Annotated in this window: 13 protein-coding genes; 7 read left to right on the top strand and 6 right to left on the bottom strand. The window is 44.4% G+C overall.

Going from position 1 to position 14,149, the window contains the following annotated elements; genetic code table 11:
• Positions 1-68: 68 nt before the first annotated feature.
• From V7R35_RS01220 to pseF, 6 genes are read right to left on the bottom strand one after another with little or no spacing between them, the layout of a single operon-like run.
• The gene (locus V7R35_RS01220; protein WP_334012776.1) at positions 69-725 is read right to left on the bottom strand and encodes an HAD family hydrolase; all 657 of its coding nucleotides are present in this window, start codon (positions 723-725) and stop codon (positions 69-71) included.
• Positions 722-1,678 (bottom strand): ATP-grasp domain-containing protein, encoded by a 957-nt coding sequence (locus V7R35_RS01225; protein WP_334012778.1) that lies wholly within the window; start codon positions 1,676-1,678, stop codon positions 722-724. The genes V7R35_RS01220 and V7R35_RS01225 overlap by 4 nt, the downstream gene beginning before the upstream one ends.
• 15 nt (positions 1,679-1,693) lie before the next feature.
• Entirely contained in the window at positions 1,694-2,602 is a 909-nt protein-coding gene (locus V7R35_RS01230) for a LicD family protein (protein WP_334012780.1), read from the bottom strand.
• Between the two features lies 1 nt (position 2,603).
• A complete protein-coding gene (gene pseI / locus V7R35_RS01235) occupies positions 2,604-3,653 on the bottom strand; it encodes a pseudaminic acid synthase (protein ID WP_334012782.1) in 1,050 nt (349 codons plus the stop codon).
• A gap of 2 nt (positions 3,654-3,655) precedes the next feature.
• Positions 3,656-4,828 carry a UDP-2,4-diacetamido-2,4,6-trideoxy-beta-L-altropyranose hydrolase gene (gene pseG / locus V7R35_RS01240; RefSeq protein WP_334012784.1) on the bottom strand — a complete coding sequence of 391 codons (1,173 nt, stop codon included), beginning with the start codon at positions 4,826-4,828 and terminating at the stop codon, positions 3,656-3,658.
• On the bottom strand, positions 4,828-5,529 hold the full coding sequence (gene pseF, locus V7R35_RS01245; protein WP_334012785.1) for a pseudaminic acid cytidylyltransferase: 702 nt from the start codon (positions 5,527-5,529) through the stop codon (positions 4,828-4,830). Before pseF ends, pseG begins: the two co-directional genes overlap by 1 nt.
• Positions 5,530-5,740: 211 nt before the next feature.
• Between pseF and V7R35_RS01250 the strand changes: the two genes are divergently transcribed.
• The 7 genes from V7R35_RS01250 (at position 5,741) to fliG (ending at position 14,098) form a co-directional block, all read left to right on the top strand.
• Positions 5,741-6,538 carry a flagellin N-terminal helical domain-containing protein gene (locus V7R35_RS01250; RefSeq protein WP_334012786.1) on the top strand — a complete coding sequence of 266 codons (798 nt, stop codon included), beginning with the start codon at positions 5,741-5,743 and terminating at the stop codon, positions 6,536-6,538.
• 153 nt (positions 6,539-6,691) lie between these two features.
• Complete coding sequence (locus V7R35_RS01255; protein ID WP_334012787.1) at positions 6,692-8,155, top strand: sigma-54 dependent transcriptional regulator; 1,464 nt, start codon at positions 6,692-6,694, stop codon at positions 8,153-8,155.
• A gap of 134 nt (positions 8,156-8,289) precedes the next feature.
• On the top strand, positions 8,290-9,423 hold the full coding sequence (locus V7R35_RS01260) for a sensor histidine kinase (protein WP_334013252.1): 1,134 nt from the start codon (positions 8,290-8,292) through the stop codon (positions 9,421-9,423).
• Positions 9,424-9,436: 13 nt separating this feature from the next.
• A complete protein-coding gene (locus V7R35_RS01265) occupies positions 9,437-10,774 on the top strand; it encodes a sigma-54-dependent transcriptional regulator (RefSeq protein ID WP_334012789.1) in 1,338 nt (445 codons plus the stop codon).
• Positions 10,775-11,008: 234 nt separating this feature from the next.
• Entirely contained in the window at positions 11,009-11,338 is a 330-nt protein-coding gene (fliE, locus tag V7R35_RS01270; RefSeq protein WP_334012790.1) for a flagellar hook-basal body complex protein FliE, read from the top strand.
• A 12-nt stretch (positions 11,339-11,350) separates the two neighbouring features.
• The gene (fliF, locus tag V7R35_RS01275; RefSeq protein ID WP_334012792.1) at positions 11,351-13,045 is read left to right on the top strand and encodes a flagellar basal-body MS-ring/collar protein FliF; all 1,695 of its coding nucleotides are present in this window, start codon (positions 11,351-11,353) and stop codon (positions 13,043-13,045) included.
• A 12-nt stretch (positions 13,046-13,057) separates the two neighbouring features.
• The gene (fliG, locus tag V7R35_RS01280; RefSeq protein WP_334012793.1) at positions 13,058-14,098 is read left to right on the top strand and encodes a flagellar motor switch protein FliG; all 1,041 of its coding nucleotides are present in this window, start codon (positions 13,058-13,060) and stop codon (positions 14,096-14,098) included.
• Positions 14,099-14,149 lie beyond the last annotated feature (51 nt).

Here is a 14,149-nt window from a genome sequence, read left to right on the forward strand (position 1 = left end):
GGTGTATGTTTAAGGCGCACTTGAACAAAAATACTCTACTCACATGCGTAATCGCTGAGGCCTTAATGTTAAAGATTAAGCGAGTGTAATTCTGTTAGTTTCGAAATGGTGTATTTGGCATCAAAACCAGGTTGAGCTTCTACATTAGCATGCACGCCTGTCAGCACTCGCACGGTGGGCATTCCTAATTTGTTTAAATTTACAAAATCTTTGGCTGGGTTATCACCTATATAAACCATATCTTGCCAGTTGGCGCTCTCGGCTTGTTTTATTTTTTCAAAACAATAAGTAGATGGTTTTGCGTGCTTCACGCCAAATCGGTGAGTAACAAACACGCGTTTGAAGTAATGAGCAATATTTAGGGAATCAACTTTATTGCCTTGTACTATTTTGTTTCCGTCAGTAACCAAATATAGCGGTGAAGGCAATGACTCAAGCAAGTCTCGGTGGGAAGATGGCATTTCAATAGAGGGTGTGTGAAGACGATAAGCTGACACGCAGGCTTTTACGTTTTGTTTGGTGACCGCAATGTTATGCATAGCAAGATAATCGTTAAATACTCGGCCTCTTCCATGTTGATCCAACAACGATACTAACTGGCTGAATCCTTTTTCACTGTCTATGCCCCAGCGAGACTCAGCAAAGGTAGCGACGGCCTCCAGTCCCGATTCAACATACTGACGCTCGTCGTATAAGGTGTCATCTAGGTCAAAAATATAAATCATAAATAGTAATCTGTTGCTGCACGCACTTGAGTAATCTTTTCACGTGAAAGGTTTACCGGAAGTGAATCTACATTTTCACCAGATGATTCCATTAAGCTCCAGTACAGGCTGTCTACGCCTGCTTTTATGCCAAGCGTAGAAGCTCCGCCAAAGCGAGTATTGCATTCAATAATATGAAGTTTGTTATTGCTTACTATTGCTTGAAGTACAACTGGGCCTGAAAGCTTTAGTGAGGTCAGTGCTTTTTTAATTTCAGATAGGAATACAGATTGTGGCTGCGTATAGGTAATTTGAGATTCACCATTAATGACAAGTGCGCGCACACGGCACATGGCTGCTTTTACTTCATGTTTTTCTGATAACCACGCATCTACACTAATCTCTTGTCCATCTATAAAGGGCTGATAAATTGGTGTTGAGAGTTTTTTGGCGTGCTCAGCTGCCTCGCTTGAATTCAGATTTACACCTATCGACTTGCTACCTGCACCAAACCTTTCCTTCACCACGTAGCGCTCAGAGTCTGTATTCTCTTTAAGTGCTTCAAGCGCGCTAGAAGTAGGGATAATGCAATTTGATTCAGCACCAGGTATAGAGTGATTTCCAAAGCGTAATTTGTCTAAGCACTGTTCAACTGCCTCTGGCGAAGAAACGATAACGTGAATATTGTGGGCTTTAAGTGAGCTTTTTAGCTGTGCCCAAAACAGAAGTTCACCATCACGACTGGGAAGTACATGGGTAATACCACGTTGTTCCAAAGCACTAACGATTTCATCTTTATGTTGCTCTATGGTGGCTGGCATCTGCCAAAACTCATCACAAAAATGCCGACTAAGAACATTCGAATTCAAATCGCCAGCCGTTACAATTCCATTTGAGGTAACCCTTTTGACGGCATGTTGTAATGCGCGAAGAAGCGGTATTTTGTTGCTAGCACTTGAGAGAAGAACGTTCATATTAATAGGGCCGCACTAGACTTCAATAGTGCGTTTTCGCACGTTTATACCACCTTCGGGCGTTTTAAGCGTTGCACGACGGTTTTCATACTCTGTAATTTGGGTGGTTTTTCTAGGGGTTTCCCAATGGCCATACATAAAGGTTAAAAATGCATGTGCATTATGGGGTGCGAAAAAGGTATCACCGAGAAATTGTATAGGCTCGTAGCTATCGAAGTGTTCGGCAGGAGCGAAGAAAAGACCTCCCGATGACAATAGTTCAGAATACCCGTTGATAGATTCTCGACGTTGAATACTGACATCGAAAAGCACAAATTCACTTATTTCCGAGTTGCTAAATTCAATATTAATGCAAGCGTCTGTACCGTTGACGGTTATTACCACGATATGCCAGTCAACATTGAATTGCTGCTTTAACTGAGCCTTCAGTTCCGGTAAAGCTGAATGTAACTTAGCAAAGTCTTTAGCATTAATCGCTAGGTCAATATCATCGTCCCATGGAATTAGCCCTTTGTTTCTTATTGCTCCCAACAGAGTGCCAGAATCTAAGCACACTGAGATATCGCGCGACTGGCAAAATCTATTTATACAACACAGTAATTCCTGAGCAAAATTGAGAGTGGCTGCATCTTCAAAAGGAAGGGCCGCTTTCACTGCCTGCTTGTTTGGTATAACAATTTTGGATTCGGGCACATGTTGTTGCTTGGTGAGCTGATGAAAAATCTGGTCAACCCACTGGCTAGTAATAACAATACTGTCGAAAGAATATGTAGTTATATCTGCAGGTGCAATAACAGGACGGTCTAGAAATGTAGTGCCGTGTTTTGACTCGTCGTTATCACTAAAAGCGACTACGTCGATATTAGGGTGATTGGCAATGTAGTTCTCACCACCTTTGCTTGCACCAAACAGAATAACTTTCATCTTATAAAAGTTCCCAGCTCATTGGCGTGCCTTTCGGCGCATCTTGACGTAATTTTTTACCTAATAATAGGGGCAAATATTTTGGTGCCAGTCCAAGCCCTGGACGCACCGAGCGCAAGTTAGTCTCGTTTAATGTATCGCCTGCTTTTAGATCTTCTGCAATATAAAGCGACCGTCTATGTACTAACGACGCTTTTTCTCTTTCAGTTGCGCCATAGCTAACCTTGCCAATTGCCACTGCTGCACGCGCAGTTTCTTCGACAAGCAGTTTTAACTCAGCAGGCTCTAATGAAAACTCGGCATCTACTTCACCGCCGCTGCGATCTAAAACAAAGTGTTTTTCCACCACAGTTGCACCTAGCGCAACCGCTGCAACGGCAACCCCTACACCTGGAGTATGGTCAGACAGGCCAACATGACAATCGAAAAGCTCACTTAAATGAGGAATGGTTTTTAAATTCGCATCAACAGGGTTGGCAGGGTAGTTACTGGTACACTTTAACAAAATAATGTCGCTGCACCCGTTATCTCGCAGTACTTCCACCGACTCTGCAATTTCAGCCTGACTTGCCATACCGGTTGATACAATCACCGGCTTTCCCGTTTTTGCGACTGCCGCTAAAATAGCGTGGTCAGTATTTTCGAACGACGCTACTTTGTAGCAAGGCGGGTTTAGCGTTTCCAGAAAATCTACGGCAGTTAAATCGAAAGGTGTGCTAAACGCCATCAACCCTTTTTCTTTGGCGTAATTAAATAGCTCTTCGTGCCATTCCCATGGTGTCATGGCCTCTTTATATAAGTTGTAAAGAGAGTTGCCTTTCCACAAACTGTTCGGATCTTCTATAAAGAATTCGTTTTCGTGGCAATCAAGGGTAATGGTATCAGGCGTGTAAGTTTGCAGTTTAATAGCGTGTGCGCCCGCGTTGGCAGCGGCATCAATTAAACGATATGCCTTTTCGAGTGATTGGCCGTGGTTTCCCGACATCTCTGCAATAATAAAGGGCGCCAAGCCTGGCCCAATTTGCATATCACCAATTGTTATTGGCTTCATGGCTACCTCGTAATAGCGTTAATTATAGTGTCCATCACATAGGAAGAACATTGTTCATGGTTTAATAAACTGCGTGCGTTATTTGCAATATCGCTTATTTTTTCTGGCGAATTTAACGCAAATTCAATGGCTTTGCGAATTTCTTCACTCGTTACCTTTTCACTTTCCCCTAGCCACATACAGCAGTTTCTTTGGTGCAGGTAACGCGTTGTTTCAATCTGATTATCAGCAATAGTTATAATCAGACCCGCCAAATTCATTTGGGCACGTTCCCAATGCATAGAACCGCCAGCACCAATCATAAAGCTCGCTTTTTGCATCAACTGTGGCATCGAAGGCGTATTGTGATGAAGCGTCATGTGGTTATGTTTAGCAACTAACGTTGTTAATGCATCAACGTGAGCATACGCTCCGCCAACTACGATATCGGCCGTGAAGCTGTATGACTTTAAATTACTTAGCTCAGCTACTACTTTGTGAGTGACATCGCATGGATCGCTCCCCCCAAAACAAACCAGTATATGATTTGACTTATGAAGCGGTATGTCCTGCTCAGACTGCAAAGTTGGTTTCACTGTTATTTCAGTTGAAGCTTGATAAAACGCTTCTTTCAAAACAGCAAACTCAGGCCCTAACAAAAGTACTGCATTACCGGGAACCAGCCCTTTGTAACGAGTATTGGTATTTTCAAACAGGTTTTGATCAAGCAACACATCGCAATCATGAGAACGGTTTGCAAGGTCGTCGATAACTACAATATGTTTGCAGTAATCTCGCATTGCCGTGCAAAACGGTGACGATAATTGGTAGTGGTCAACGATAAGAATGTCGGGTGGTGTGTTTGATTGTACCTGAAGCGCTTCAATGCAGTAACGTGCTTGCTTGTGCTGCGCTTGCTCAGGTAAAGCCGCGCCTGAATGCACATTCGATTTATTAACACTTTCTGCGCTTTCAATATCTGACAGTTTATAATTACCCAGTAGCCATTGAGACTCATCAAGTAATATCAATGCATTCACGGAATCCTTTAAAAGCGATTCAACATGGTCGGGCAATTCGCTACAGATGAATGTAACATCATGCTCATCCATGCACTGCTTCGCCAAGGTTAAGCAACGCATAATATGGCCTAAGCCTATATGGAGAGAGCCGTCCACTCTAAAGGCAATATGCACTAACGTTGCTCTTTGTGAATTAGTTGATAAAGCAGTTCGGCGCGTTCCCAATCTTCAAGCGTATCTATGTCTTGCACTAAGTGATCGGGCATAACCACCATTTGAGAATTAGCACCAAAGATTTTTTTAGAGGTATCTAACCACGTTTTATAGTGACCCCAATACAGTTGTCCTGCGTCGTGATAAGCAGGCTCTAAGTCTTGTGAGCGCTGAGTAATCCCAAATGAATCGAATGGCTTAACACCGCCCGATTCGGTTTGTAATATTGCCCGTTGAATAGGAAAAGAAAAGCGCGCAGCGGTGAATACATAATCTGTATTCTCACTGGCTACGAGCTTTTCATAGCAGCTGTTAATAAGTGCGGTGGATAATAGCGGTGAAGTAGCATATACACAGGCACAGTATGCGATATCCCAACCACTTTCTAGTAAGGTAGTTAATGCGTGGCGAACAACTGGGCTAGTACCGGTATAGTCGTCTGCAAGCTCAGGTGGCCTAAGAAAAGGCACATCGGCCCCATATTGTTTAGCAACTTCCGCTATCTCTTGGTCGTCGGTCGACACAACCACATTATCGATAAACTCACTCGCCAGCGCAGTTTCGATGGTGTGCGCTACCATTGGTTTACCACAAAACGGCTTTATATTTTTACGTGGAATACGTTTACTTCCACCTCTGGCAGGGATGATTGCTACGTTCATTGATGCCCTTCGCTACACTTTACATTTACACTTTCAACGGTAATCGGCCGTTATGTTGTTAACTTTACTTCAAAAAGTGAAACAGCACTAACAGGCTTTTATAAACGTATACATAAAGTGTATGCAGTATAGCGTTTCATACATAAGGCTGGTTATAACTTGACCAGTGGTGTGCTATACTTCACAAAAGTGAGAGTTGAGGGCTTTTCTTATGCAAATTAACAACGACGGTGTTTCGTCTCTTCTAAGCCAAGTTCAAGAGAAGCAAAATAGCCTTTTCGAAAAGTTGGCTTCAGGAAAAAGGGTGAACAATGCGCTTGATGATGCATCTGCGCAGCAAATTATCGATCGTTTAACCTCTGAGGTTGAGGGAAATCGCCAAGCTATAAATAATGTGTATGACGGTATTTCTGTTGCTCAAGTTGCAGAGGGCGGCCTTGGTAGCATCAACGACGACGTTAATAGAATTCGTGAGCTAACTCTGCAATCCGGCAATGGCGTGCTAAGTGCAGGCGACCGCCGAGCGATTCAATCTGAAATCACCCAGCTGCAAGAGAATATTACGCAAACAATCGAGCAAACGAACTTTGCTGGTACGCCTTTGTTATCAGAAAACGGTACGTTAGACTTTCAGTCTGGCTCGAGTGCAGGGCAGTCTATTAGCATTAACACCCAAGACATTGCATCTCAGTTAGGTGATGTGCTGGCTATTGATATTACGTCGGGTACCAGCGTAAATGACGCGCTAGAAGCAGCCGATGCTGCAATTGAGACCGTGGGTGGTGCGCGAGGCGACCTTGGCGCTACACAAAACAGATTTGAAAGCGCTGCGCGTACGCTTACTCAAGCAAACGTTAATACGGCTGAAGCGCGAAGCCGCATTCAAGACCTCGACTTTGCGCAGGCCGCGTCGGAGCGAGCGTCAAACGATGTGTTAAGCCAAGCTTCAATTAGTGTACAAGCGCAGGCTAATCAGCGTGAAGGACAAGTACTCTCACTGCTAAGTTAATGCTAAACAAGCAAAATTATCCAAAAGAAGCAGGGCAACCTGCTTTTTTTATTGATAAATTTCCTAAAACAGCAGTTGCGCAACTCTCTTTTGCCGTTACAATTTAGAAATACGCTAAACTGTAAATAATAACAAAGCGTTTTCGGGGAATTAATGAAGAACATTTTGCTGGTTAGTGACAACCAGGAACTTATTCAAAGCTTAGAAACTATTGTTGTTTTCATGGGCGAGTCTTGTCAGGCACGCGGTTTTGATGAAGCGCAGCAGTATCTTAAAGAAAGCGGTGCAGATGCGGTGCTAATTGAACATGTATCTGCGCAAGCTGTGAAAGGGTTCGTTGAACAGTTTCCTCATGTTCCTTTCGTTGCGCTTGTTGAAAACAACGGCGAAGCATCAGCCCACCGAAATCTTGTTAGCGTCATCGCAACACCACTCACTTATCCTGTGCTTACTCAGGCTATTCATCGTTGCCAAGAATATACCAAGCGCAAGCCTGGGTTATCGCGTGCTGGTGGCAACAAAATGCGTTTGTTCAGAAGTCTCGTTGGAAAAAGTGACCAAATTCAAATTGTTCGTCGCTTAGTTGAGCAAGTAGCCCCAACCGACGCCACTGTGCTTATTTTAGGTGAGTCTGGTACGGGTAAAGAAGTGGTTGCGCGCAACGTACACTTTTTGTCTGAACGCAAAGAAGGCCCATTTATTCCGGTTAACTGTGGCGCTATTCCTGGCGAATTGCTAGAAAGTGAATTGTTTGGCCATGAAAAAGGGGCGTTTACCGGCGCAATAAGCTCGCGCAAAGGGCGCTTTGAACTGGCCGAAGGCGGTACGCTGTTTCTCGACGAAATTGGTGATATGCCACTTCAAATGCAGGTAAAACTACTGCGTGTTCTGCAAGAGAGAACCTATGAACGGGTTGGTGGGAACAAGCCACTACAGTGTAATGTTCGCATTATTGCTGCTACTCACCGTAATTTGGAAACAATGATAAACGAAGATAAGTTTCGAGAAGACTTATACTATCGCTTAAATGTTTTTCCAATTGATAGCCCTGCGCTACGACAGCGCAAAGACGATATTCCACTATTGCTACAAGAGCTAAATAGCAGGATTCAAGGCGACGGTGTTGAGGGCGTTAGGTTTACAGAACGTGCCATTGCGTCACTTATGGAGCACGAGTGGGCAGGTAACGTACGTGAGCTTTCTAACCTTGTTGAGCGACTTACCATTTTGTATCCTGGGCAAATTGTTGATATTGCGGACCTTCCCGAAAAATATCAGTATGGCGAAGTACATGCCTACGAGCCTGACTATCCCGAAGAAATTCTAGAACGCGACGCTTTCAATGAGCTATTTGCACAAGCGGCAGCCGACGAAATTGACGACGATCTAGACGAAGGCGAGCAAGACACTATGACTACAATGGTATCTTCTTCGCTTCCAGAAGAGGGCGTTAACTTAAAAGAGTATCTATCTGAGCTTGAAGTTAACCTTATTAAGCAAGCGCTCGATAACCAAGATTGGGTAGTTGCACGTGCAGCTGACAAGCTTGGTATGCGAAGAACAACCCTTGTAGAGAAAATGCGTAAGTACGATATTCAGCGTACGGAAGATGTGTGACGTCAGGTTATTGACGTTACATATAAACCTTTCTATCCCTCTATGTTGCTGATATATAAAACATATTAATATTGGCACACCTTCTGCTTTAACTAGTCATAATGAAACAGCGTCTGCAATTTGACGAGGGTATTATGGCTTTTGACAGCACTTACAGTTCATCTGACAACACAGCGTCGCGTTACGTATTAAGTGACATCGACAGTGCAATAGCGGGCAATGGCTATTCTGAAGCTGCAAGCGATGATATTGACTCGCTTCGTCTTCAGGCAAGTCGCCTAGAGCATTTGTTGCAAGTTATGCCCGCTGGCGTGATTGTGATTGATGGCAAAGGCGTAGTACGTCAAGCCAACGAACAAGCCAAAGCGCTTCTTGGCGAACCGTTAGAAGAAGAAGTGTGGCGCAGTATTATTACGCGTTCGTTTAAGCCTCGTGCTGATGATGGACACGAAGTATCCCTTGTTGATGGACGTCGAGTAAAGCTATCTATTACGCCTTTGGAAAAAGAGCCAGGACAACTCATTGTTATTACCGACCTCACCGAAACCCGAAGACTACAAGCACGCGTAAGTCATATGCAGCGGTTGTCGTCGTTGGGAAAAATGGTGGCTTCGCTTGCTCATCAGATACGTACGCCATTGTCGGCAGCTATGCTGTATGCTGCGAATTTAAAACGTAAGGGACTAGGGCAAGACTCGCAAACGCAGTTTGCTCATAAGCTTTCTGACCGATTAAAAGAGCTTGAGAGCCAGGTTAACGATATGTTGTTGTTTGCCAAGTCAGGTGAAGAGCAAGTCGTAAGTGAATTAAGTCTTCAAGACATTTTTGCCGCCATTGAAGGTAATGCCAACACCATGGCGTCGCAGCAAAATCAGTACGTTTCATTTAAAGGCTTCGAGAGTAATGTGTGTATAACGGGAAACCTAACTGCGCTGCAGGGAGGGCTACTAAATCTTATACACAATGCCATTCAAGTTTCACCCAAAGACAGTGATATTTGTGTTGAAGCAAAACATCATAACGAAAAGCTTATCATCTCAGTTATCGATAGTGGCACAGGTGTTCCAGACGCGTTAAAAGTCAAAATATTCGAACCTTTTTTCACTACTAAAACCCATGGAACAGGTTTGGGGCTTGCAGTAGTGAAGTCGGTTGTGGGTGCACACAATGGTAATTTAAGCGTGACAGATGCCGCTAATGGTGGTGCATGTTTTAGCGTAGCGTTACCGTGTAAGCCACAATCAAATTCATTCACGCAAGTGGCATAATTAGGAGTTCAAAATGGCAAAGACAACAATCTTGATAGTTGAAGATGATGCAGGTCTTCGTGAAGCGCTTTTTGATACTTTATTATTAGGTGACTACAACGTTATTGAAGCTGATTGCGCAGAGACCGCACTGATGAAGCTTGGCGCACACAAGGTTGACCTTGTAGTAAGTGACATCCAGATGGGCGAAATGAATGGGTTAACATTGCTTAAAAATATTAAAGCAAAATACCCAAACATGCCTGTCTTGTTAATGACAGCGTACGCCACCATTGACGATGCCGTGCAGGCAATGCGAGATGGTGCTACCGACTATTTGTCTAAGCCATTTGCACCAGAAGTGTTGTTGAATTTAGTAGGTCGCTATGCACCGGCTCAGAAGATAGAGTCACGCATGCCAATTGTTGCCGACCCCTCTAGTATTAAGCTTCTTGAGCTTTCTAGAAAAGTGGCGAAATCAGAAGCCACCGTAATGGTGTTAGGCCCGAGTGGCTCGGGTAAAGAAGTGTTGTCGCGTTACATTCACGATCAGTCTCAGCGAAGTGATGCGCCATTTGTTGCCATCAACTGTGCGGCTATTCCGGAGAATATGCTGGAAGCAACATTGTTTGGTTACGAGAAAGGTGCCTTTACCGGCGCTATTCAAGCATGCCCTGGGAAATTTGAACAAGCGCAAGACGGTACGTTACTGCTTGATGAAATTACGGAAATGGATTTAGCGCTTCAGGCCAAGTTGCTGCGTGTTCTTCAAGAACGCGAGGTTGAAAGGCTAGGTGGAAGAAAAACCGTGAAACTGAATGTTCGCGTTATAGCAACAAGTAACCGCGACCTCAAAAAGGCGGTTGAAGCCGGTGATTTCAGAGAAGATTTATACTATCGCTTAAATGTATTTCCAATTGAGTGGAAGCCTTTAGGTCAAAGACCTGGTGATATTGTTCCCCTTGCTGAGCATTTGATAGAGCGTCATGCCTCTACGCAAGGTTTGGGAGCCATTCGATTAAGTGCAGCCGCTCGAAATAAGCTTAGTCAGTATAGCTGGCCTGGTAACGTGCGGGAGCTAGAAAATGTCGTTCAACGCGCTCTTATTCTTTGTGAAAACGGCGAAATTGGCGCTGGCGATCTAATGATTGATGAAAGCATTACCTCACAAGTCGAGGTAATGTCAGAGCCTGTTGACGATAACAAGCTCGGCTCAGAGCTTAGATACCAAGAACATCAAATCATTCTTGATACCTTAGCGTCGTGTAAAGGTAAGCGTAAAGATGTAGCTGAAAAGTTGGGCATAAGCCCACGAACCCTTCGCTACAAACTAGCGAGAATGCGAGAAGATGGCATAGAAGTTCCCGCATAATCGATTTCATAGCCGACCGTCGCCCTTGCTGTATTCAGGGTGGCGGTTTTTTGGTGTCCCGCGTTTAACCCCTGTCATAATTTTGGCTTTGCTTACTTTCTCCTTCTTAAGTTGCTGAAATTATTGATTAATTAAAGTTGGCAAGCCCCTTGCTAATCTATATCCATTACTAAGATTCTTGCCCTGAATTCGGGCGCACGCAAAGTACTTTATACTAGTACGCTAGGAGTGGTTATGGACGTTAAAGCCAGCAGTTTGTACCAAGAAATGCAAAACATGATTGGACAAACTCGTCTTCAAGTTAACGAGCCTCAGCAGGTCGCAGAGATTAATTCGTCTGCAGACGACTTTGCATCCATGCTTAAAAATGCAGTAGACGGTGTGAACGGACTTCAACTTGAATCAAGAGATATGCAAAAACGTTTTGAAATGGGCGACCCAAATCTGAGTCTGGCTGAAGTGATGCTAGCGAAAGAAAAGTCGGGAATAGCTTTTGAAGCGACAGTTCAAGTGCGTAATAAAGTGCTTGAAGCATACAAAACAATTATGAATATGCCGGTGTAGGTGGAATAGGTTATGGCTGAAGCAACTGGTACAAATCTTACCGTCCCTGATCAGAATACGGCGACAGATAACGAAGCCGAAAACAAATCAGGCTTTATGGATGCACTAGGCAGTGCAGATATGATGCGCCAGATGGCACTGGTTGTGGTGCTGGTTATTTGTGTGGCTATCGCCATTTTTATACTTATTTGGTCGCAAGAGCCAGACTATCGTCCGCTGGCGAAAATGGAAACGCAAGAGCTTATCGAAACGTTGGACTACATGGATGCCAACCAGATTGAATATAAGCTTGAAGGCAACACGGTTTATGTAAGAAGCGACGAATTTCAAAAAATTCGTTTAGGTATGACGCGCCAAGGTCTCACTCAAACTACAAGCGCGGGTACCGACATTATCATGCAAGATATGGGTTTCGGCGTAAGTCAGCGCGTTGAAATGGAACGCCTTAAGCACGCTCGCGAACAACAGATTGCCGCCACAATAGAAGACATTGCGAGTATTCAAAAAGCGCGCGTGCTATTGGCAATGCCAAAAGAAAACGTGTTTGCAAGAAGAGAAAAGAAAGCGTCAGCCACTGTTGTACTTACTGCGAAACGCGGCGCCGTTATTGCAGGTGAAGAAGTTGACGCGGTGGTAGATATTGTGGCTTCAGCAGTGCAAAACATGGAGCCTTCAAAGGTAACCGTAACCGACAGTAACGGCCGTTTACTTAACTCTGGCTCGCAAGATTCTATGAGCGCACGCGCTAGAAAAGAATACGAAATTGAGCGCCAGCGCGAACAAGAGTACCTAGAAAAAATTGATGCCATTCTTATTCCTGTATTGGGCATTGGCAACTATACCGCACAAGCCGATGTTTCTATGGATTTTACTGCCATGGAACAAACACAGCGCAGCTACAACCCAGACCTTCCAGCAGTGCGTAGCGAAATGATAATGGAAGAAAACAGCGTTGGTGGCGGTGTAGGCGGTATTCCTGGTGCACTTTCAAATCAACCACCGCTAGATTCCAACATTCCTGAAGAAGCTAGTGCGGCCAACCAACAAACGCTGCCGGGTAGAACGGCTAAAGAGTCGACGCGTAATTATGAGCTAGATACCACAATTAGCCACACTAAAAAGCAAACAGGTACTATCCGTAGACTAAGCGTTTCGGTAGCCGTTGATTACGCGCAAATTGCGGGTGAAGACGGCGCCATGACGCCAACGCCTCGTAAGCAAGAAGAACTTCTGAATATTCGTAGACTACTTCAAGGCGGCATAGGTTTTGACGTAACACGTGGCGACTCGCTAGAAGTAGTAAGCGTGCCATTTACACGAATGGATGCGGGTGAAATTGAAGACTTACCACTTTGGGAGCAACCAGGTTTTCTACCAATTCTTAAGCTAGTTATTGGTGGATTGGTTATAATCGTACTTATTATCTTTGTTATACGTCCAATGCTTCGTCGTCTTATCAATCCTGACGAGTCAAACGACGCCGAAGACTTTGATGCTGATGAAGGCCTAGACCTAGGTGACGACACCATAAGCATGCTGACTTCAGACTTTGATGAAGGGCAGGTGGGCTTCGCGCCAGATGGATCACTTATGCTTCCAGATCTGCACAAAGATGAAGATGTATTAAAAGCAGTGCGCGCACTAGTTGCAAATGAGCCAGAACTATCAGCCCAAGTAGTGAAGGGCTGGTTGATGCAAGACGAGTAGTGAGAGGAAATCATGGCTGAAGAATTAGCAAATGTTGAAGAGCCGTCATACGACGTCAGTAAATTAGAAGGCGTTGAAAAGGCAGCTATTCTTCTGTTGAGTTTATCTGAAGAAGATGCGGCGCAAATTTTAAAACACTTAGAGCCAAAACAAGTACAGAAGCTGGGTACTGAAATGGCGAAAGTGGACGATATGACGCAGACCAAAATTACTGCGGTGCACAAGCATTTTATCGAAGAAATACAAAACTACAGCACCATCGGTTTCCAAAGTCAGGACTTCGTTAAACGTGCATTAACAGCAGCGCTAGGTGAAGACAAAGCGGCAAACCTTATCGATCAAATTCTGATGGGCAGCGGAGCAAAAGGTCTCGATTCACTGAAGTGGATGGACTCGAAGCAAGTTGCAAGCATTATTCGAAACGAGCACCCGCAGATACAAACCATTGTATTGTCGTATCTTGAGCCAGAACAAAGCGCCGAAATCTTGGCACAGTTCCCTGAGAAAGTGCGTTTAGACTTGTTAATGCGTATTGCTAACCTTGAAGAAGTTCAGCCGGCAGCACTACAAGAACTTAATGAAATTATGGAGAAACAGTTTGCGGGACAAGCCGGTACGCAGGCAGCGAAGATGGGCGGCTTGAAGTCGGCTGCGAACATCATGAATTACCTAGATACTGCCATTGAAGGTCAGCTAATGGACGCAATCCGAGAGCAAGACGAAGAAATGAGCCAGCAAATTCAAGACCTTATGTTTGTATTCGACAACCTTGTGGATGTTGATGACAAGGGTATTCAAGCCATACTACGTGAAGTTCAGCAAGACGCATTGCTTAAAGCCATTAAAGGTGCTGACGAAGAGCTTAAAGACAAAATTATGCGCAATATGTCTAAGCGTGCAGCAGAAATGCTTAACGACGACCTTGAAGCACTTGGGCCTGTGCGTATTAGTGAAGTGGAAACAGCGCAGAAAGAGATCCTGTCAGTTGCCCGTCGTCTATCTGACTCAGGCGAAATTATGCTTGGCGGTGGTGGCGGTGAAGAGTTCTTATAAGAGCCTTTACGCGGTAAGTAACACCAATATTATTTTTGATTAGCACAGACG

It is taken from the genome of Alteromonas sp. S167, assembly GCF_036864375.1.
Lineage (GTDB): Bacteria > Pseudomonadota > Gammaproteobacteria > Enterobacterales > Alteromonadaceae > Alteromonas.